We start from the raw sequence: 19,115 nt of genomic DNA, 5'->3' as shown, positions 1-19,115 counted from the left end.
TCGAACGCTCTCTTATCGTCTGCTACAGCCAGTTTTTACGCTTGAAATAGGCGTAAGGCGCCAGGCCCGCCAGGATCATCAGGCAGATAGCGCCCGGATAGCCGAAGCTCCACTTCAGCTCCGGCATAAACTCAAAGTTCATGCCGTAGCTGGAAGCCACCAGCGTTGGCGGCAGAAACACGACCGATACCACCGAGAAGATTTTGATAATGCGGTTCTGCTCGATATTGATAAAGCCCATCGCCGCCTGCATCAGGAAGTTGACCTTCTGGAACAGCGATTCGTTATGCGGCAGCAGCGATTCGATATCGCGCAGGATCTCGCGCGCCTGCTCCAGCTGATTGCCCGGCAGACGCGCCTTGCGCACCAGGAAGTTTAACGCGCGCTGGGTATCCATCAGGCACAGGCGCACCTTCCAGCCAATATCTTCCAGCTCGGCCAGCGTGGAGAGCGCGGCATCGAACTCATCGCCCTGCTGGCCTTCCATAATCACGCGGCTGAGCTTTTCCAGATCGCTGTAAATGTTTTCGATTTCGTCCGCCAGCTGTTCGATTTTGGTTTCAAACAGATCCAGCAGCAGCTCATACGCGTTGCCGTCGGTCAGAACCTGGTTACGCGCGCGCATACGATAAAGACGGAACGCGGGCAGTTCGCGCTCGCGCAGCGTATAGAGGCGGCCGTCGCGGATGGTAAAGGCTACGGTGGAGTTGCCCGCGTGATCTTCTGCATCTTCGTAGAAGAAAAAGGAGTGGATATGCAGACCGTCTTCATCTTCAAAAAAGCGTGCGGAGGCCTCGATATCTTCCAGCTCGGGACGGGTCGCCAGGCTTTGGCCCAGCTCGTTCTGCACGCGATCGCGCTCATTTTCTTCTGGTTCGATCAGATCGACCCAGACCGAACTGGACAGTTCGTCCGTGGTTTCTTCCAGCTCCAGGCGGGCAAGGCGGCTTTGATCAAGTTTAAATGCGCTCAGCATAGCTGTACTCCCAATTCGTCATAGCGTGGGACGCGCCTGAACACGGGGAATCTGACTCAGAGCGAAGCGGGATGCGGGTCGCCAACAACCACGAAGGCTATCGGCAGAGGAGGATAGCCTTAGGAGTTGTACCTGTTTTCCAGGTCAATGAGCCAGTATCTACTGGGTGTGTCCAAGGCGAATGTCCTCTGAGGGTGATAGTGCGCGCATGTTACGCTGTGCTGAAAATGGCGTCAACAGCCAGCCGGGAGAAACGAAGCGGCAGGCACGGGCATCCCCGCCGACTGCCGGAGAAAGCGCGCGGGCGGCGTTGAAGCAGCGAAGGGGAAAACCGTAAAGGCGGCGCGGGGTTAGGCGCGCCGCAGCGGGATCAAACCGTTTCTAACTTCGCGTAGGCGGCCACCAGCCATTTGATGCCCTGGCCCTGGAAAGCAACCTGTAACCGACTGTGATCGCCGCTGCCTTCCAGATTGACGATGGTGCCCTCGCCGAATTTAGCGTGGCGCACGCGCTGGCCGAGCGCAAAGCCGCTGTCGTTTTGCGTAACTGGCGTGCCCATTCGCTGATGGTTGACCGGACGGCTGACGCTGGCGCGCAGGCGCACTTCCTCCACGCACTCTTCCGGCAGCTCGCCGACAAAACGCGATGGCCGGTGATACACCTCTTTGCCATACAGCCGACGCGTTTCCGCATAGGTCAGCGTCAGCTTCTGCATGGCGCGCGTGACGCCCACATAGGCCAGGCGACGCTCTTCCTCCAGCCTGCCGCCCTCTTCCAGCGACATCTGGCTTGGGAACATGCCTTCTTCCATCCCCACGATAAAGACCTGACGGAACTCCAGGCCTTTGGCCGCGTGCATGGTCATCAGCTGCACCGCATCCTGCCATTTATCCGCCTGACCTTCGCCCGCTTCCAGCGCCGCGTGGGAAAGAAAAGCCTGTAGCGGCATCAGGTCTTCGTCTTCATCCTGATAGCTGTACTGCCGCGTGGCGTTGACCAGTTCCTCAAGGTTTTCGATACGCGCCTGGCCCTTTTCGCCTTTTTCCTGCTCGTACATCAGCCACAGGCCGGAATCTTTGATCACCCGGTCGGTCTGCACGTGCAGCGGCATTTCGCTGGTTTCCTGCGCCAGCGAGTCCACCAGCTCGGTGAAGCGCTGCAGCGCCGAAGCGGCACGACCGGCCAGCGCTTTTTCCTGAAGCAGGACGCGGGCGGTCTGCCACAGCGTCAGCTGGCGCTCACGCGCCGTTTGCCGCACCACGTCCAGCGTGCGATCGCCGATACCGCGAGTCGGCGTGTTGACCACGCGCTCGAAAGCGGCGTCGTCGTTACGGTTGGCGATCAGCCGTAGATAGGCCAGCGAGTCTTTGATTTCCTGACGCTCGAAGAAGCGCATTCCGCCGTAGATGCGGTAAGGCATACTGGTTTGCAGCAGCGCTTCTTCCAGCACGCGCGACTGGGCGTTGCTGCGATAGAGAATGGCGCAGTCGTTCAGCGCGCCGCCGTTTTCCATCCACACCTTGATGCGGTTCACCACGAAGCGGGCTTCATCCAGCTCGTTGAACGCACAGTAAATAGAGATCGGCTCGCCGTCGCTGCCGTCCGTCCACAGCTCTTTCCCCAGACGACCGTTATTGTTGGCGATCAGGGCGTTGGCCGCCTTCAGAATATTGTTGGTGGAGCGGTAGTTCTGCTCCAGACGGATGGTCTGCGCGCCGTGAAAATCATTAAGGAAGCGCTGGATGTTCTCAACCTGCGCGCCGCGCCAGCCGTAGATCGACTGATCGTCGTCGCCTACGATGATCACTTTTCCGCTGTCGCCCGCCAGCATCCGGATCCAGGCGTACTGGATATTGTTGGTATCCTGAAATTCGTCCACCAGGATATTGGTGAAGCGCTCGCGGTAGTGGTTAAGGATATGCGGTTTATTCAGCCACAGCTCGTGCGCGCGCAGCAGCAGCTCGGCGAAATCCACCAGCCCGGCGCGATCGCAGGCTTCCTGGTAGGCCTGATAGATGCGCAGCCACGTCTGCTCAACGGGATTGCCGTAGCTCTCAATGTGCTTTGGCCGCAGCCCTTCATCTTTTTTGCCGTTGATGTACCACATGGCCTGGCGGGCGGGCCACTGCTTCTCATCCAGATTCATCGCTTTGATCAGGCGTTTTAATAAGCGCATCTGATCTTCGCTGTCGAGGATTTGAAAATCCTGCGGCAGGTTGGCGTCCAGGTGGTGCGCGCGCAGCAGGCGGTGCGCCAGGCCGTGGAAGGTGCCGATCCACATGCCGCCCTGGCTGGTGCCGATCAGCTGCTCAATGCGGTGGCGCATCTCGGCGGCGGCCTTGTTGGTAAAGGTCACGGCCATGATGGAGTAAGGCGAACAGTTTTCAACCCCCAGCAGCCAGGCGATGCGGTGAACCAGCACGCGAGTCTTGCCGCTGCCCGCCCCCGCAAGCACCAGCAAATTGCTGCGCGGCGCGGCTACGGCCTCGCGTTGTTTGTCATTCAAGCCGTCGAGAAGGTCAGAAACGTCCATAAGCACCGTCAGGTTAGGGGAAGCTGTTGCTCCACTGGATATTTAACCAGCGTATTATAACAACGCGGTCAGGGATGCCAACTGCGAAATTTCCAGCGTGGGCAGCAGGCGGCTGTCGCTGGCCTGCATCAGGTTGTGATGATGCAGGTTGATCCAGCACGCCTGCATCCCGCAGCGCACCGCGCCAGCCACGTCCGTCGTGAGATCGTCGCCCACGTGCAGAATGCTGTGTAAAGGCAGGTTAAGCTTTTCTGCCGCCAGGTGATACATATCGTGATAAGGCTTGGCGCGGCCGTGCGGCCCGGCTCGCAGAATAAATTTAAAGTATTTATCCAGCCCGAACAGGTGCGGCTCGGCGTTGCCGTTGGTGATCGCCACCAGCGGGATTTTCGCCGCCAGTGCGGCCAGCGTGCGGTGCGTTTCGGCCGGCACCTCGATCTGGCTGCGCCAGTGGGCGAAATGCGCCATCACCGCGCGCGAGCCTTTTTCCGCTTCCGACGCGTCAAGGCCGCTATTCAGCATTGCCAGCTCCACCGCGCGGCGACGCCATTCGCTGACGTCGTGATAAATGTCCGGCTCCTGCTCAAGCAGGCTGTCACGCAGCTGCTGATACTGTAAGGGACTGAACTCGTTCAGCGCCGGATGATAGGCCTGCAAAAACGCGTGGGTTTCTTTAGCGGTGCGGCTGATTACCGGCCGATTGTCGTACAGCGTATCGTCCAGATCGAAGGTCATGGCCGCGATCGGCCGCAGCGAACGGTAAAAATGCATCAGGTTTTTCCTCGTTTGGCACGGGGATGCGCGGCATCGTAAACCGAGGCCAGATGTTGAAAATCAAGGTGGGTATAGATTTGGGTCGTGGTGAGATTGGCGTGGCCCAGCAGCTCCTGTACCGCGCGCAAATCGCCGCTCGACTCCAGCATATGCGTCGCAAAGGAGTGACGCAGCTTGTGCGGATGAATATGGCTGGACAGCCCCTGCTTCACGCCCCACTCCGCAAAACGCTTTTGCACATTGCGGGTGGAAATGCGCTTGCCCTGTTTTGACAGAAACAGCGCGTTATCGGATGGCGCGAACAGCTCGCGCAGCGCCAGCCAGCGCTCCGTCCATTCCACCGCCATGCGGCCAATCGGCAGACGGCGCTCTTTGCTGCCCTTGCCGGAAACCCATACTTCGCCGGAAGCCAGATCGAGATGGGAAATATCGATGCCGACCAGTTCAGAAAGGCGCAGCCCGGCGCCGTACATGACTTCCAGCATGGCGCGATCGCGCACCGCCAGCGGATCGTTCAGATCGATATCCAGCAGGCGGTTAACCTCGTCCACATCGATATTTTTCGGCAGATGCCGTGAAGCGCGCGGCGTGGCGACGCCCTTGGCCGGATTGGCTTTCAGCTTGCCCTGGCTGATTTGCCAGTCCAGAAAGCTGCGCAGCGCGGAAAGGCGTAGCGCCAGGCTGGCGGGCTTAAGGCCGCCACGGCGGCTGCGTGCGGCCAGCGCGCGTACCTGGGCGGCGTCCAGCTTCTCCCAGGCGGCAAGCTTCATCTCATCCAGCAGGATAATACAGGCGCTCAGCTGCCGCTCGTAGCTAATCTGCGTGAGCGGGCTGAGCTGGCGCTCGACTTTCAGGTAGCGCAGGAAGCCCTCTACGGCTGGCTGTAGAGGAGACGCGTTCATGCCCTTTCCACCCAGCGCTGCAGCAGTTCCGGCAGCATATGCGAGAGGTGCTGCAACAGCACCGTGCCCATGCCGGACTGATAGTGCTGGCTGTCGCGGCTGCTGAAGATCAGCACGCCCAGCTCGCCGCGCTCGCCCAGCAGCGACATCGCCACCGAGCCGACCGCTTTGGCCTGCGGCAGCAACAGCAGCAGTTCCGGGCCGTTAAGGCTGCCCAGATAGTGCTGCTGCTTGCCCAGACGCTGAATACGTACCGGCTCGAACGCCTGCCGCGACAGCGCCAGCTGCGTAAAGTCGGACGGTGCGCCAATCCGCCACTTTTCGCTGAACAGCCGCACGTTGGCGCCCGCCAGCCCCAGCTCGCGCGCCCAGCGATGCAGGCGGTTCAGCATCTCGTGCAGGCTGTCGGCCGCCGCCAGCCGCGTTTGCAAGGTCAGCAGCTGTTCGAACAGCCGATGATTGGCGCTGGCCTGCTCCATCAGCAGCGTTATTTCCTCTTCCAGCTGCGCAATCTGGTGGCGCTGGCGGCTGAGCTGCCACTCCACCAGCGAAACCGTGCCGCGTACCGGATGCGGCACAATCATTTGCTCGACCTGGCGAGCGTTGCGGATAAAGAAATCCGGGTTTTGCAGCAGGTAATCGCTCACCGCGCGATCGTCCAACAGGATATCGCTGGCGGCCTCGCTGACATGTTTCATAGATGAATAAATCCGTCGTAAACGTGAGTGGCCGGGCCGGTCATATAGAGCGGATGTCCCGGCCCTTTCCAGGCGATATGCAGGCTGCCGCCGGGCAGATCGACGCGAACCTTTTCCGCCAGCAGGGTTTGCTGAATGCCGACCGCTACCGCCGCACAGGCGCCGCTGCCGCACGCCTGCGTTTCGCCCGCGCCGCGCTCGTAGACGCGCAGGCGGATATGCTCGCGGCTGACTACTTCCATAAAGCCGACGTTAACGCGTTCGGGAAAACGCTCGTGGCTTTCCAGCACCGGCCCTAAGCTTTCCACTCGCGCCGTTTTCACGCTGTCGACCTGTAATACGCAGTGCGGATTGCCCATCGATACCACGCCGCACATCACCGTTTGCTCCGCCGCGCGCATCAGATAGAGGCTTTCCGCCTTGTTAGCGCGAAAAGGCACCTGCTGCGGCTCAAAATTTGGCTCGCCCATGTTGACGCACACCAGCTCATCCGGCGTGACGCTCAGCACCATGCGCCCGGTCTGCGTGCTGACGCGGATCTCGCTTTTATTGGTCAGCCCTTTCAGACGCACAAAGCGGGCGAAGCAGCGCGCGCCGTTGCCGCACTGTGCCACTTCGCTGCCGTCGGCGTTGAAAATGCGGTAGTGAAAATCCAGGTCGGGATCGTAAGGCGGTTCCACGATCAGCAGCTGATCGAAGCCGATCCCCAGATGCCGATCCGCCAGTCGCCGGATCAGTTCAGGAGAAAAATAGACGTTTTGCGTCACGGCATCGACCACCATAAAGTCATTGCCCAGACCGTGCATTTTGGAGAACTGCATGTTTGGCTCCAGCGAGTGCGTCATGAGTTACTGAGCCGATTGCTGTTCCGCATCGGTAGTCGTTGACTGCTGCTGCGCGCCGGACGCCGTACCGCTGGCGGTTTTTGGCGGTGTCGTCGCGCCGGCGTTTTTTGGCGGCTGCTCCTGCTTTGGAAAATAGAGAGGGCCTTTCAGTCCGCATCCCGCCAGGCTGACCACGGCCAGCGCCAGCGCCATCCGGCAAATCATCTTCTTCATGCTTGTTCTGCTCATCATTGCTGCCTGTTGGTAGACTATCATCGCAGGTGAAGTGCTAAAAGCAACAGGAAAAAGGCGAAGGTTGCAGAAAGGAAAGCGGTAAAAGGCACGGCATCCTGTTTGCCGTGCCGGGCAAAAAGCAGCGGCGGCGATGGGCTACAAAAAGTCTTCGCGCTGTGGCGTAAAGAGATCGATCAGCACGCCGCTTTCCAGGCAGACGCATCCATGCGGTATATTCGGCTGCTTATATAAGCTGTCGCCCGCTCTCACCTCGCGCTGTTCCTTACCGATAGTGAACAGAAAGACGCCGGAACGCACCCAGGTTAGCTGTTCATGAGGATGGCTGTGCATCGGGCCAATCGCGCCCTGCTCAAAACTGACCTCCACGCACATCAGCTTGCCGCCGTGCGCCAGCACGCGACGGGCGACGCCTTCACCCGCTCTTTCCTGCCGTGAATCTTTATAAAAGAAAAACATGCGTGTTCTCCTTACAATAAAATTGGCCGCTATTCTGCTCCGGCAGCGGCAATTTTCCAGGCAACGCAAAACCAACTGTGACGGCTATCATGCCGATTTGTACAAAAGCGCAAACGGATGAGTTGGGATGGCGTAATAGTTATTCCCGCCGCGAGGCGGGTTAATTTTTTACCATTTTGTGATGGGCGGCAATTACAGGGCGGGCAGCCTGGCTGAAGATGACCATTTATTTGCAAACGACGCCCGCGATAAGGATATAAAGCCATGACGATTACGCTTCCACGCGAGACGCATTTCCGCCATCCCGATGAAAAAGTTATTTTTCATTTCTGGCGGCCGGAAAAGAGCCTGTGTCAGGAGCACCGGCATGAGTATTGCGAACTGTTTCTGGTGGAAAAAGGCAGCGGCATCCACGTTATTAATGAAAAACCCTACTTATTAACCGCAGGCACATTGTGTTATCTCAACCGTCACGATTATCACCTTTTCGAAGAGATGAAAAATATCAGGCAGGTGAATTTACTTTATCTGGCGCCCGATCGTTTTAACGTCCTAAAAAATATTGAGCACTTATTGATTCAGCCGGGTGAAAGCCGCGTCTGGCAGATAAATATACGGGTAATAAAGCAGATCATGGCCAGATTAATGGCGCATTCGGCCACAAAGTACGAAAACAAGCTGCTTGGCGAAAGCCATAAGGAAGCTATTTTTCTGGAAACGCTGCATACGCTGAACCAGTGGCGCTATAAAACCCAGGATTTCGCCTCCAGCGACGATCGCATCAGCCAGATTATTATCTGGCTGAATAGTCATCTGGCCGAGCCGCTGGATATGGAGCGCCTCTGCCAGACGTTTGCGATTTCCCGCCGCACGCTGCAACGGGGGTTTGTCGACTATACGGGCGTCTCGCCGCAGCAATATCTGACCACCACCAGGCTGCTCCAGGCAAGATATCACCTGCAATACAGTGATATGACCATCTCCGAAGCGGGAAAGCGGGTCGGCTTTAACGAGGTCAGCTATTTTTCCCGCCTGTTTCGCAAGCAGTTTGGCCTGTCGCCCGGCCAGTGCCGTTAAGCCCAAAGCAGTTAGCCCTGCGCTTCGACCAGTTCCAGCCTGCCCGGCGCCACCGTCGCCGGATAAGGTTCGTCGCGGCAGATCGGCAGCGCCTCCCAGCGCAGCCAGTAGCGATGCTGCGGGCTATAGTCGCTGTTTTGCGCCGCCAGCAGCTGCACCTCGGCCTGCGGATGCAGCTGCTGGCGCGGCCGCAATAGCGTTTCCGGCAGCGTTACGCGGGCGGGGAGCGTTGCCGTCACGGTTAAGGATGCTTCATCAATCAGCCAGCGCCCTGCGCCGCTCCACAGCGAACGCCACGCCACTTCCAGCTGGCCTTCGGCGGTCACGCGCGGCGGCTGCAAAACCAGATCCGGCGGGATAGAGCCAGGCCCGTTGAAGTCCCAGCGAAAACGCCACTGGCTGAGCTGGCTTCTCTGCCAGTTTCCCGTGCCGTCCGGCCTGGCGAGATAAGCCTGCGAGCAGCCGTTCTGGTCGTAGCGGTGATAAATCAGCAGCGGCCTTCCCTGACTGTCAAAGCCGATTTCCTGCACCATATTAATCAGCCCTTCGCCAACCCCGGCGCTATCAACAATTTCGCCTCGTTCCCGCGAGATGGGCAGCGTCAGGTGCTGTCCGGCAGAGGTTTCCCAGCGTTGCAGGTCGCGGCTTCGCGCATAGGATAAATTGTTGTTGGTTTCACAGTGCGGGGTTTCGCGCCACATCCAGACCAGATGCCACCAGCCATCCGGCCCGGCTACCGGCGGCCGCGCGTAGCCGTTGCGTAAGCCTTCGCCGTCCAGCAGCGGCGTGTCCAACAGGCGCGACCACTGCCGCCGCGCCGTATTATATACGTTATAGATATCGTCGCCGTTGCCGCTACAGCCGTCGCGATAGCGGAACAGTAAACGTCCCTGCGCGTCTTTAAAAAACAGCGGGTAAGTTGTGCGCGCTTCGCGTGCGCCGGTCATCGCTCTGACCACGCGCAGCGAATAAATATCCAGCGGGCGTTCAGAGCGAAAATAGATCAGCGGATCGACATGCATATTGCCGGAAAGGTGCAGGTAGCCTTCGCTGTCTATGGCCATCGTCAGGTAGTTATGTGAATCGTAATCGGTGACGTTGGCGTCACGGTTGCGCGACGCCAGCCAGAAGCCTTCCGGCTGAAAAGTTTCCCATGTCGCTACGCCTGCACGACGGCATCCCACGGTGATGCGATGCGCGGCGTCGTACCAGGCGGCAAACAGCGTCCCCTCATGATGCAGCAGGCAATAGAGCACGTTAAAATCTGCGCAGGCCTCACCCACGGCAGAGACATGAACCTCTGTACTCATCTTTCATTCTCCTTGATTATTTTTACGGCGCAGGAAATAAACGGCCAGCACGATGGCACCGGCGGGATGAAGCATCGCGCCGATATAGATCGGTACGGCATAGCCAAAGGCATCAATAATGGTGCCGACAAAGCCGTTGAAGAGAATGGCGCTGATGCCGCCGAGCGCGCTCATGATGCCGATAGCGGTAGCGATGGCCGCGCGCGGCACCAGCCCGCCCATCATGATGGTCACCATGCTCAGCCAGGCGGTGCACATAAAATTAATCACGGTCATAATGCCTACCGCCAGCCAGATGTTTTGTACCGTGGGCAGTAAAAAAATCAGCGGCGCCAGACAGGTTACCGTCCAGATCAGATTCAGCCGCGCCCGGGTTGGCTCGACGCCGCGCGCCACCAGCCGATCGGAGATCCGGCACACCAGCAGCACGCCAAACACCGCCGCCAGCGGCGGAAACCACATCAGCTCGCCGACGCGTGCCAGGCTCAGCCCCAGCTTTTCCTGCATAAAGCCGATCTGCCAGTATTGATAAAAGAACCAGAAAGGATCGGTCAGCAGCCGCGCGATAATCAGCGTCCAGACGGGCGCGGAAGCCAGCACCAATTTATAGCGTTGCAGCGTGGAGACGCGGTCGTCCTCTTTTTCCGGCAGCGGCTCCGCCGACGTCGGCTGGCGACGGCTGGCCAGAAACCACAGCAGGCCGACCACGATGCCCGCCGCGGCCGGAATAAAGAATGCCCAGCGCCAGCCGCCCGCCAGCGTGACCCAGGCAATAAAAGGCGGCGCAACGATCAGGCCCAGCGACTGAATAATATTGGTCAGCTGAAAAGCGAAAGCGCGCTGCTCCGCTCTAAACCAGGTAAATATCGCCAGCGTCAAGGCGGGCACGACGCCGGACTCCGCTATGCCAAGAATAAAGCGGCCAATCAGCATCCCGGTCAGCGAATGCGCCAGGCCGGTGATCAGCGTGGCTATCGACATTAGCAGCATTAAAAAGGTCAGCACGCAGCGGCTGCCGAATTTATCCACCAGCGCGCCCGAGAAAAAATACATCACGATATAGGGCAGCATAAAAGCGGTAATCAGCAGCGAATACTCTTTATTGCCCACGCCCATTTCATGCATCAGCGTGGTTTTAAGAATGGAAACGATTTGCCGATCGAAAGAGAAGAAAAACAGAATGCAGCCGAGCAAGAGCAGAAGCAGAGAAATAAAAAGGCCGAACTTATTTCCTTCCCTGGTGAGTAATGCCTGTCCTTTTTCCATATATCCCTCGCGGTAATGCCTTTAAATGAGAATACGGCGCGAGTATAAAATGGATGATATCGGGCAAGAGCGCGGGATGATTTACTCTGTGAATAGCATCATGGCGATTTGTACTTCAGCGCCAGAACGGCGGAAGAAATGGCATTTGCCCGCAGATGGCGGGCAGTATCAATGCATCTGATAACGCGGCGTGTAGTCGCTGGGATCGTTGTCTGAATCGGTCGCGCACAGCTGCGTCAGCGTCTGGCTGCGGAAAGGGATAACCTGAAAACGATCGTCCACCTGCACAATCTGATAGAACTGCGGCAGGTTAAAGTTGATAAAGCTGGAGCCGTAGGTAAAGCGATCGTGCGAGGAGGAGTAGAAGCGGCTGACGTCGCGTACCAGCTCCTCTTTGCTGCCCTCGCAGTGATGATAGATCTCCACCCGATTGGTCTCATCCAGGATGTAGATATTAAAGCCGCGATCGTCTTTCGTATCCTCAAAGAAAAACTGGATGATGCCTTCGCTGGCGTAGCCGTTGACTACCGACGGCAGCCGCGTCTGATCGGTTTCCACCTTGATCGACAGGCCGTGCAGCTTGTTGTTGGAGATGGCGCCATAAAACTCCACGGCGTTTTCCAGCTTTTGCACCGAGACGCTCAGCCGCTCAAAGAACAGTCCCCAGGTTTGTCCGGCCACGCGCACGGCTTTAAACCGACCGGGTTCCTGGCGCGTGCTGGAGAGGCGCAGCTCGATACACTCCGACACCAGCTGCTGCACGCGAGTGCGGATCAGGCCGCGCAGATGCTGGCTGTAACAAAAGACCTCGACGTTATCCGGCGGCGCCGCATCCTGATGCATTTTACCCAGGATGGTTTTCAGCGCCTCGATCATCGCCTGCTCGCCGTTGAAATGCAGCGTACGGACTTCATTCCACGAGTTGCGGTAAAGCAGATCGATGCTGCCGATCAGGCATTGTTGCTGCTGCCCAAAGCTGAACACATCCAGCTTGCGGAAGTCAAAATGCACCACCTGATTGCGGAAGGCCGCCGTAGGATCGTGTTCCAGGTTAACGATGATTGCCAGATGGCGGATCTCGCACGGGCTGTAAAGCGCCTTTGCCGTCGGCGCGGGCAGCCGCAGCGGGAAATGGTGCGACACGTCCGTCACCAGCTCCTGTAACCTGGCCAGATCGCAAATCTCATTGCCTTTAATATGCAGTCGCGTTTTGCTGGTCAGCAGGCCGTTGAACCACGCCCACGCCACCAGCTTGTTCAGGTAGCGGTTATATTCCAGCGGCTGATGGCTGATGATGGACTGCATATCCGGCGACTGATTATAAAGATACCAGCCGGCGCGGTTGGCGCGGCCGTGCGGCACGTGAATAAAGGTCAGATGCGGCTCGGAAAGATCGGGCGAAATCTGTGGATTGACCAGCGTCACCTTGCCCGGCAGCGCCTCGAAAGCGGCGTAGAGTTTGCGCGTCAGCACGCCGATATCCTGCGGGCTGGCGCTGACGCTCAGATTATTGCGGCGGGCAAAGCGGATCAGGTTGCGGTAGCTCTGCATCATCGCGTCCAGCAGCTCGTTGTGCGCTTCACGTACGCGGCCGATTTTCCACTCGGCGCGGCTGTCCAGCATTGTGAGCCGCTCTTTGTCCCAGCCCCATTCACTGACCAGCTGGCTGAGAATTTCGCGCCGCCAGCCCGGATCGCTGTCGACGGAAAGTTTTTCGCGCACCTTCAGATAGAAGCAGCGGCGTACCAAATCCAGACGCGCATGATCGTCAATGCTGGTGAGATAGTGCGTGACGCGTTCCAGCATCATGCAGTAGGGATCCAGACCATAAGAGACGATTTCGCCGTCGTGCAGGCGCTGTTTGATATCCATCGCCAGCAGCCGGGTGCCCGGATACTCCCAGGAGTAGGCTTCCAGCAGCAGCGTCTTCAGCACCGCCTTATAGGGCGAGTCGATGCTTTTATAGAGCTGCCACAGGCTCGCGCCGAAATACTCCTCGGCGGAAAGCGTGCTCAGACCGCCCAAATCAAGCCACTCGTTCGGGGTCAGCACGCCTTTTTGATACAGCGACATCACGTAGTCGTCGTAATGCTCTTCTTCTTCGCCCGGCACCATATTCCACAGAATGCGTTTGCCGGCCATGCGTACCGCGGTGCGATAGAATTCGTCCAGCAGCAGGATATGCTGCGTGGAACCGCAGTCTTCGCCGCCCAGGCTGCCGCTTTCGTTATGACGGAAGCGGTTTTCGTCGATCAGAAAGAAGCTGGCATCGACGCCCATACCGGCGCACCATTTTTGCAGCAGCGTGCATTTCTTTTGCAGCGCCAGCCGCTCTTCGTTATCCAGCCAGGATTGATGGCAGACCCAGATATCCAGGTCGGAAGTGGCGTTCTGGCCGACGGAAGAAGTGCTGCCCATGGAGTAAACGCCGGTGATCGGCATCTCGCCCTGCGGCGTCAGCGCGGCGAGGGATCCAGATTTGCCTTCTAAATCATAAAGATAATTTTTTTGGCTTTCATCAGGCGTGTAGAAGCTGATGCCATGTGGAACGTTACCTGCAAGGTAACCCGGCATCAACGGATGATGATAATGTAATAAGGTCGGCAGCAGACTGTAAACCTGTTGAAAAGCAGGTCCCATGGCCGCCAGCGCGCGATCGACGCGTAGCTGGTTGATGGCATCCAGTCTCTGTTTCAGTGTCTCAATGTAGAGGTACAAGACGTCTCGCCTGATTATCCCAGTGCCTGCAAAAAACCCCGTTCCCGACATCCGCCGCTTGCTTTAAAAATAGTCGTGCGAATAATTGCTGGAAACGTGATCAATCTAACACCTGGTCGGTTGACCGTAAAGAAAGTTGCGCTACCAAACAGTTTAGCACGTTTTACCATCACCCCGACCGAAAAAGCCCGCATACCGCCCGCGCCTGCCGTTTCAGGCGGCGGAAACTGTCAGCCTTCCCGTATCAATGATAGGATAATCAGTGAACGATAAAAACGGTAACCAGCATGTCAGACAAAATTTTAAGAATAGCTACCCGCCAGAGTCCACTTGCGCTGTGGCAGGCGCACTATGTTCAGCAGCGCCTGATGGCCTGTCATCCGGGGCTGAGCGTTGAGCTGGTGCCCATGGTCACCAAAGGCGACATCATTTTAGATACGCCGCTGGCCAAGGTCGGCGGCAAGGGCCTGTTCGTGAAAGAGCTGGAACAGGCGCTGCTGGACGGCCGTGCGGATATCGCCGTTCACTCCATGAAGGATGTGCCGGTCGAGTTTCCCCAGGGCCTGGGGCTGGTCACGATTTGCGAGCGCGAAGATCCGCTGGACGCCTTTGTTTCCCATCGCTTTGATTCCGTGGACGCGCTGCCTCAGGGCGCGGTGGTCGGCACCAGCAGCCTGCGCCGCCAGTGTCAGCTGAGCGCGCGCCGTCCGGATCTGGTTATCCGCTCGCTGCGCGGTAACGTCGGCACCCGCTTAAGCAAGCTGGATGCGGGCGAATACGACGCCATTATCCTTGCCGTCGCCGGACTGAAGCGTCTGGGCATGGGCGATCGCATTCGCCATGCCATGCCTGCGGAAGAGTCGCTGCCTGCGGTCGGCCAGGGCGCGGTCGGGATCGAATGCCGTCTTGACGACGCGCAGACCATCACGCTGCTCGCCGCGCTGAATGATGAAGACACCGCGGTGCGCGTCAAGGCCGAGCGGGCGATGAATACCCGGCTGGAAGGCGGCTGTCAGGTGCCGATCGGCAGCTTTGCCGAGCTGGAAGGCGACGAGCTGTGGCTGCGCGGCCTGGTCGGCTCGCCGGACGGGCGCGCTATGATCCGTGGCGAGCGCCGTGGCCCGCGCGAAGACGCCGAAAAGATGGGCATCTCGCTGGCGGAAGAGCTGCTGAATAATGGCGCGCGCGAAATTCTGGCGGAAGTGTATAAAGGAAATCCGCCCAGATGAGCATCCTGGTAACCCGTCCGACACCGGCGGCCGAAGAGTTGGTCAGCCGTTTACGTACCGCTGGCCGGGTTGCCTGGGCGATGCCGCTGATTGAATTTACGCCGGGCACCGGTCTGGACGATCTCCCGAACCAGCTGACGTCGTTGCAAAGCGGCGATCTGGTTTTTCTTCTGTCGCAGCATGCGATCCATTACGCTCATCCCGCCTTAGTGCGAGCCGGCGTGTCGTGGCCCGCTTCACTGCACTACTATGCTATAGGCCGCACTACCGCGCTCGCCTTGCATACCGTCAGCGGACACGATGTCGTCTGGCCGCACGAGCGCGAAACCAGTGAGATCTTAATCCAGCTTCCTGCCTTACAGCAGGTAGCCGGCAAACGCGCGCTGATCCTGCGCGGCAACGGCGGGCGGGAATTACTGGCGGAAACCTTGCAACAGCGCGGCGCTGATGTACAGTTTGTTGAATGCTATCAACGCTGTGCGAAAATTTATCAGGGCGCCATTGAAGGCCGCCGCTGGCGTGACCGGCAGGTGGATACGCTGGTGGTTACCAGCGGCGAAATGCTACAGCAGCTTTATTCGCTGTTCCCGGAGATCGATCGCGAGGAATGGCTTCTGCACTGTCGGCTGATTGTCGTCAGTGAACGCCTGGCTACCCGTGCCGCAGAACTGGGCTGGCGCGATATCAGGGTGGCCGAGGGTGCCGATAACGACGCCTTACTGCGCGCGTTACAATAAACTTAAATATGGGATGTGCCACAATGACGGAACAAAAAGAGTCCTCTGCCATGGTTGAAGCAACCACCCCGGAGGAAGCGACCTTAACGCCAAAGCAACAGCCCGACCGTAAGCCACGCAATGCCGCTACGGCGCTGGCCGTGCTGGCGATTGCGATTGCGCTGGCTACGGGCGCAGGCCTCTATTTCCACGCCCGCACTCAGGCTCAGCAGCAGGCCGCGACCAACCAGGCGCTGGCTGACCAGCTTGCCAGTTTGCAGCAGGACGCCGCTGGCGAAAAACAGAATCTGGTGCGTCAGCTGGCCACGCAGAGCAGCGCGCTGGATACCGCACGCGCTCAGCAGGCGGCCACGAGCAAGCAGCTGGAAGAGCTGAAAGAGAAAGTGGCGACTATCTCCGGCAATGACGCACACACCTGGCTGCTGGCGCAGGCGGATTACCTGGTCAAGCTGGCCGGGCGCAAACTGTGGAGCGATCAGGATGTGACCACGGCCGCCGCGCTGCTGAAAAGCGCCGATGCCAGCCTGGCCGATATGAACGATCCCAGCCTGATCGACGCGCGTCGCGCGTTAACCCAGGATATCAGTTCGCTCTCCGCCGTCAGTCAGGTCGACTACGACGGCATTATCCTCAAGCTGAACCAGCTCTCCAACGGCGTGGATAATCTGCGCCTGGCCGATAACGACAGCGACGACGCGCCGATGGACGCCGACAGCGGTGAGCTTTCCTCTTCGCTGCGCGAGTGGCGACAGAACCTGGTGAAAAGCTGGCATAACTTTATGGATGATTTCATCACCATCCGCCGCCGCGACACCACCGCTGAGCCGCTGCTGGCCCCTAATCAGGATATTTACCTGCGGGAAAACATCCGTTCGCGCCTGCTGATTGCCGCTCAGGCCGTACCGCGTCATCAGGATCAGGTTTATAAGCAGTCTATTGATACGGTCTCTGCCTGGGTACGCGCCTGGTTCGACACTAACGATGCGGCCACCAAAGCCTTCCTGAGCCAGCTGGACGAGCTGAGCCAGCAGAGCGTGTCGATGGACGTGCCGGATACGCTGCAAAGCCAGCCGATGCTGGATAAGCTGATGCAAACGCGCGTGCGCAACCTGCTGGCCCAGCCGGGTGTCCAACAGCAGCAGGGAGAATGAGCATGCTTAAAGTACTGATTATTTTTGTCTTGCTGATGGTCGGCGTCGTGCTTGGCCCGATGCTGGCGGGCCATCAGGGTTACGTGCTGATCCAGACCGACAACTGGAATATTGAAACCAGCGTCACAGGGCTGGCGATCGTGCTGATCCTTTCGCTGCTGGTGATCCTGTTCGTCGAGTGGATCCTGCGCCGTTTATTCCGCACCGGCGCCAAAACCCGCGGCTGGTTTAAGGGACGCAAGCGCAGCCGGGCGCGTAAGCAGACTAACGCCGCGCTGATCAAACTGGCGGAAGGCGATCATCGTCAGGTTGAAAAGCTGCTGTCGCGCAATGCGGATCACGCTGAACAGCCGATGGTTAACTATTTGCTGGCGGCGGAAGCCGCTCAGCAGCGTAACGATGAGGCGCGCGCTAATCAGCATCTGGAACGCGCTACCGAGCTGGCCGGCAACGATCAGCTGCCGGTGGAAATTACGCGCGTGCGTTTACAGCTGGCGCGTAATGAAGATCATGCCGCGCGTAACGGCGTTGATCGCCTGCTGGAGGTCGCGCCTCGCCATCCGGAAGTGCTGCGTCTGGCCGAGCAGGCCTACGTTCGCACCGGCGCATGGAGCGCCTTGCTGGATATCCTGCCCGCTATGGAAAAAGCGCACGTTGCCGATGAAACGCACCGTCTGGCGCTACAGCAGCAGGCCTGGCTGGGCCTGATGAATCAGGCGATGGCCGATCAGGGCAGCGAAGGCCTGAAGCGCTGGTGGCATGACCAGAGTCGTAAAACGCGTCAGGAAACGGCATTGCAGGTGGCGATGGCGGATCATCTGATCGTTTGTGACGATCATGACAGCGCGCAGACCATCGTGCTGGACGGCCTGAAGCGCGGTTACGATGAGCGACTGGTGCTGCTGATGCCGCGCCTGAAAACCGGCAATCCTGAACAGCTTGAAAAAGCGCTCCGCCAGCAGATCAAGCAGCACGGCGCTACGCCGCTGCTGCACAGTACGCTGGGTCAGCTGTTGATGAAGCACGGCGAGTGGGAGCAGGCGAGCGAAGCTTTCCGTGAGGCGCTGAAGCAGCGTCCTGACGCGTTTGACTACGCCTGGCTGGCCGACACGCTGGATCGTCAGCACAAGCCGGAAGAAGCCGCGCAAATGCGTCGCGACGGTTTGCTGCTAACGCTGAAAAACAATCCCTGATCCAGGCTGGATTAACGAGCCGGGCGCCCTGCCCGGCTTTTTTTTACCTGTAGCCCGATAAAAAAACACCCGCCGATTTGGCGGGTGTAAATAAACAGGCCGAAAGACCGGCTGGTACCTGACTCAACGTTTTGCCCTGAACCTCCGTTAAGGCCTGACGGCGATAGCGGCAGATGGACAACAGGTACCCTAATGGCTCTGCATCATTCCCGGGTTTATGAAGCTTACGCGAACATAAGAGATGGAATGAGCATTCTACAGGGGGATTGTAGCATATACCGTGCCAGGTCTTCAGCTACGCCTGTGAACAATGCTTATTTCTATTAAATTCAGCCTGTTATCCTGAAAATATTCTTATATTACTTTTCAGGGGCCGTCGCTAAAAAACAACAGAGGCCGTTTACAGCGTCGTCAGTCAGCGACAGCTTATGTACAGGCGGGTAAACCTTTTAAATAACAATGAGATGAATGTCGTCTTTCAGAGACAAAGCAGAGAAGCCCTCGCCGGAAGCGCTGTTTACTGTAAAACGCACGAAAGCCGGGACGTTATGAAGGCGGGAAGCAACGTTGTCTCGCTGCGCTCGGCGCAAACCTCCTTCGGAGGTTCTCATCCTCTGGAAGCTACAGAGACAAAAAAGCCAGCTCGAGAGCTGGCTTTTTCTTAAAGTGGTCGGCGAGAGAGGATTATTCCCCTGCGGGCCGTTGCTGTAGCAACGTTGTCTCGCTGCGCTCGGCGCAAACCTCCTTCGGAGCTTCTCATCCTCTGGAAGCTACAGAGACAAAAAAGCCAGCTCGAGAGCTGGCCTTTTCTTAAAGTGGTCGGCGAGAGAGGATTCGAACCTCCGACCCACTGGTCCCAAACCAGTTGCGCTACCAAGCTGCGCTACTCGCCGAATACTGCTTTTACTGCGGCTTAAATCGCTTTAAGCGAAAACCCTGCCTCGGCAAGGTTTCAGGAATATGGTCGGCGAGAGAGGATTCGAACCTCCGACCCACTGGTCCCAAACCAGTTGCGC

At 58.4% G+C, this 19,115-nt stretch carries 17 protein-coding genes, 1 tRNA gene and 1 other RNA gene; 5 read left to right on the top strand and 14 right to left on the bottom strand.

Annotation, left to right across the window (positions count from 1 at the left end; genetic code table 11):
* Window positions 1–22: 22 nt before the first annotated feature.
* From corA to QCD69_RS18355, 9 genes are all read right to left on the bottom strand, one after another.
* A complete protein-coding gene (gene corA, locus QCD69_RS18390) occupies window positions 23–976 on the bottom strand; it encodes a magnesium/cobalt transporter CorA (protein ID WP_253457251.1) in 954 nt (317 codons plus the stop codon).
* Between the two features lie 119 nt (window positions 977–1,095).
* Window positions 1,096–1,152 carry a YsgD/CorL family protein gene (ysgD, locus tag QCD69_RS22900; RefSeq protein WP_367317867.1) on the bottom strand — a complete coding sequence of 19 codons (57 nt, stop codon included), beginning with the start codon at window positions 1,150–1,152 and terminating at the stop codon, window positions 1,096–1,098.
* A 194-nt stretch (window positions 1,153–1,346) separates the two neighbouring features.
* Window positions 1,347–3,509, bottom strand: a complete 2,163-nt coding sequence (gene uvrD, locus QCD69_RS18385; RefSeq protein ID WP_253457248.1) for a DNA helicase II — start codon at window positions 3,507–3,509, stop codon at window positions 1,347–1,349.
* Between the two features lie 54 nt (window positions 3,510–3,563).
* Window positions 3,564–4,280, bottom strand: coding sequence for a 5-amino-6-(5-phospho-D-ribitylamino)uracil phosphatase YigB (yigB, locus tag QCD69_RS18380; RefSeq protein ID WP_301253045.1), 717 nt, complete (start codon window positions 4,278–4,280; stop codon window positions 3,564–3,566).
* Window positions 4,280–5,185: a tyrosine recombinase XerC gene (gene xerC, locus QCD69_RS18375; protein WP_253457242.1), complete on the bottom strand. Its 906-nt coding sequence runs from the start codon at window positions 5,183–5,185 to the stop codon at window positions 4,280–4,282. The genes yigB and xerC overlap by 1 nt, the downstream gene beginning before the upstream one ends.
* Window positions 5,182–5,883 carry a DUF484 domain-containing protein gene (locus QCD69_RS18370; protein ID WP_253457239.1) on the bottom strand — a complete coding sequence of 234 codons (702 nt, stop codon included), beginning with the start codon at window positions 5,881–5,883 and terminating at the stop codon, window positions 5,182–5,184. Before QCD69_RS18370 ends, xerC begins: the two co-directional genes overlap by 4 nt.
* Window positions 5,880–6,704, bottom strand: a complete 825-nt coding sequence (gene dapF / locus QCD69_RS18365; RefSeq protein WP_253457236.1) for a diaminopimelate epimerase — start codon at window positions 6,702–6,704, stop codon at window positions 5,880–5,882. The genes QCD69_RS18370 and dapF overlap by 4 nt, the downstream gene beginning before the upstream one ends.
* Window positions 6,705–6,731: 27 nt before the next feature.
* On the bottom strand, window positions 6,732–6,941 hold the full coding sequence (gene lptM, locus QCD69_RS18360) for an LPS translocon maturation chaperone LptM (RefSeq protein WP_253461191.1): 210 nt from the start codon (window positions 6,939–6,941) through the stop codon (window positions 6,732–6,734).
* A gap of 156 nt (window positions 6,942–7,097) precedes the next feature.
* On the bottom strand, window positions 7,098–7,418 hold the full coding sequence (locus QCD69_RS18355; RefSeq protein WP_301253042.1) for a cupin domain-containing protein: 321 nt from the start codon (window positions 7,416–7,418) through the stop codon (window positions 7,098–7,100).
* A gap of 264 nt (window positions 7,419–7,682) precedes the next feature.
* On the opposite strand from QCD69_RS18355, the gene QCD69_RS18350 reads away from it, so the two are divergent.
* Window positions 7,683–8,495, top strand: a complete 813-nt coding sequence (locus QCD69_RS18350; protein WP_253457230.1) for a helix-turn-helix domain-containing protein — start codon at window positions 7,683–7,685, stop codon at window positions 8,493–8,495.
* Between the two features lie 11 nt (window positions 8,496–8,506).
* On the opposite strand, the gene QCD69_RS18345 is transcribed toward QCD69_RS18350, so the two are convergent.
* The 3 genes from QCD69_RS18345 to QCD69_RS18335 form a co-directional block, all read right to left on the bottom strand.
* Window positions 8,507–9,805, bottom strand: a complete 1,299-nt coding sequence (locus QCD69_RS18345; protein ID WP_301253041.1) for a BNR repeat-containing protein — start codon at window positions 9,803–9,805, stop codon at window positions 8,507–8,509.
* 3 nt (window positions 9,806–9,808) lie between these two features.
* Window positions 9,809–11,071 (bottom strand): MFS transporter, encoded by a 1,263-nt coding sequence (locus QCD69_RS18340; RefSeq protein WP_253457226.1) that lies wholly within the window; start codon window positions 11,069–11,071, stop codon window positions 9,809–9,811.
* A 168-nt stretch (window positions 11,072–11,239) separates the two neighbouring features.
* Entirely contained in the window at window positions 11,240–13,789 is a 2,550-nt protein-coding gene (locus QCD69_RS18335) for a class I adenylate cyclase (RefSeq protein WP_253457223.1), read from the bottom strand.
* Between the two features lie 287 nt (window positions 13,790–14,076).
* Between QCD69_RS18335 and hemC the strand changes: the two genes are divergently transcribed.
* Genes hemC through hemY form a run of 4 tightly spaced genes read left to right on the top strand, consistent with a single transcriptional unit; the run spans window position 14,077 to window position 18,099 of the window.
* Window positions 14,077–15,018 (top strand): hydroxymethylbilane synthase, encoded by a 942-nt coding sequence (gene hemC / locus QCD69_RS18330; RefSeq protein WP_125290718.1) that lies wholly within the window; start codon window positions 14,077–14,079, stop codon window positions 15,016–15,018.
* On the top strand, window positions 15,015–15,755 hold the full coding sequence (gene hemD, locus QCD69_RS18325; protein ID WP_253457220.1) for a uroporphyrinogen-III synthase: 741 nt from the start codon (window positions 15,015–15,017) through the stop codon (window positions 15,753–15,755). Before hemC ends, hemD begins: the two co-directional genes overlap by 4 nt.
* Window positions 15,756–15,778: 23 nt before the next feature.
* Window positions 15,779–16,906, top strand: a complete 1,128-nt coding sequence (hemX, locus tag QCD69_RS18320) for a uroporphyrinogen-III C-methyltransferase (protein ID WP_253457216.1) — start codon at window positions 15,779–15,781, stop codon at window positions 16,904–16,906.
* Between the two features lie 2 nt (window positions 16,907–16,908).
* The gene (hemY, locus tag QCD69_RS18315) at window positions 16,909–18,099 is read left to right on the top strand and encodes a protoheme IX biogenesis protein HemY (protein ID WP_253457214.1); all 1,191 of its coding nucleotides are present in this window, start codon (window positions 16,909–16,911) and stop codon (window positions 18,097–18,099) included.
* Window positions 18,100–18,766: 667 nt separating this feature from the next.
* Here hemY and QCD69_RS18310 read toward each other — a convergent pair.
* Window positions 18,767–18,880, bottom strand: a non-coding RNA gene (locus QCD69_RS18310) — RtT sRNA.
* Window positions 18,881–18,915: 35 nt separating this feature from the next.
* Window positions 18,916–18,992 (bottom strand) — tRNA-Pro (locus QCD69_RS18305).
* Window positions 18,993–19,115: the final 123 nt, after the last annotated feature.

The sequence above is a fragment of the Erwinia sp. PsM31 genome, assembly GCF_030433775.1.
Classification (GTDB): Bacteria; Pseudomonadota; Gammaproteobacteria; order Enterobacterales; family Enterobacteriaceae; genus Erwinia; species Erwinia aeris.
The sequence above is the reverse complement of the archived record's forward strand: the minus strand, read 5'-3'. Positions and strand labels throughout refer to the sequence as shown.

Bases quoted from the DNA above. Each gene is read 5' to 3' on its own strand.
- corA (WP_253457251.1), bottom strand. From the start codon at position 976: ATGCTGAGCGCATTTAAACTTGATCAAAGCCGCCTTGCCCGCCTGGAG.
- uvrD (WP_253457248.1), bottom strand. From the start codon at position 3,509: ATGGACGTTTCTGACCTTCTCGACGGCTTGAATGACAAACAACGCGAG.
- yigB (WP_301253045.1), bottom strand. From the start codon at position 4,280: ATGCATTTTTACCGTTCGCTGCGGCCGATCGCGGCCATGACCTTCGAT.
- xerC (WP_253457242.1), bottom strand. From the start codon at position 5,185: ATGAACGCGTCTCCTCTACAGCCAGCCGTAGAGGGCTTCCTGCGCTAC.
- QCD69_RS18370 (WP_253457239.1), bottom strand. From the start codon at position 5,883: ATGAAACATGTCAGCGAGGCCGCCAGCGATATCCTGTTGGACGATCGC.
- dapF (WP_253457236.1), bottom strand. From the start codon at position 6,704: ATGCAGTTCTCCAAAATGCACGGTCTGGGCAATGACTTTATGGTGGTC.
- lptM (WP_253461191.1), bottom strand. From the start codon at position 6,941: ATGAAGAAGATGATTTGCCGGATGGCGCTGGCGCTGGCCGTGGTCAGC.
- QCD69_RS18355 (WP_301253042.1), bottom strand. From the start codon at position 7,418: ATGTTTTTCTTTTATAAAGATTCACGGCAGGAAAGAGCGGGTGAAGGC.
- QCD69_RS18350 (WP_253457230.1), top strand. From the start codon at position 7,683: ATGACGATTACGCTTCCACGCGAGACGCATTTCCGCCATCCCGATGAA.
- QCD69_RS18345 (WP_301253041.1), bottom strand. From the start codon at position 9,805: ATGAGTACAGAGGTTCATGTCTCTGCCGTGGGTGAGGCCTGCGCAGAT.
- QCD69_RS18340 (WP_253457226.1), bottom strand. From the start codon at position 11,071: ATGGAAAAAGGACAGGCATTACTCACCAGGGAAGGAAATAAGTTCGGC.
- hemC (WP_125290718.1), top strand. From the start codon at position 14,077: ATGTCAGACAAAATTTTAAGAATAGCTACCCGCCAGAGTCCACTTGCG.
- hemD (WP_253457220.1), top strand. From the start codon at position 15,015: ATGAGCATCCTGGTAACCCGTCCGACACCGGCGGCCGAAGAGTTGGTC.
- hemX (WP_253457216.1), top strand. From the start codon at position 15,779: ATGACGGAACAAAAAGAGTCCTCTGCCATGGTTGAAGCAACCACCCCG.
- hemY (WP_253457214.1), top strand. From the start codon at position 16,909: ATGCTTAAAGTACTGATTATTTTTGTCTTGCTGATGGTCGGCGTCGTG.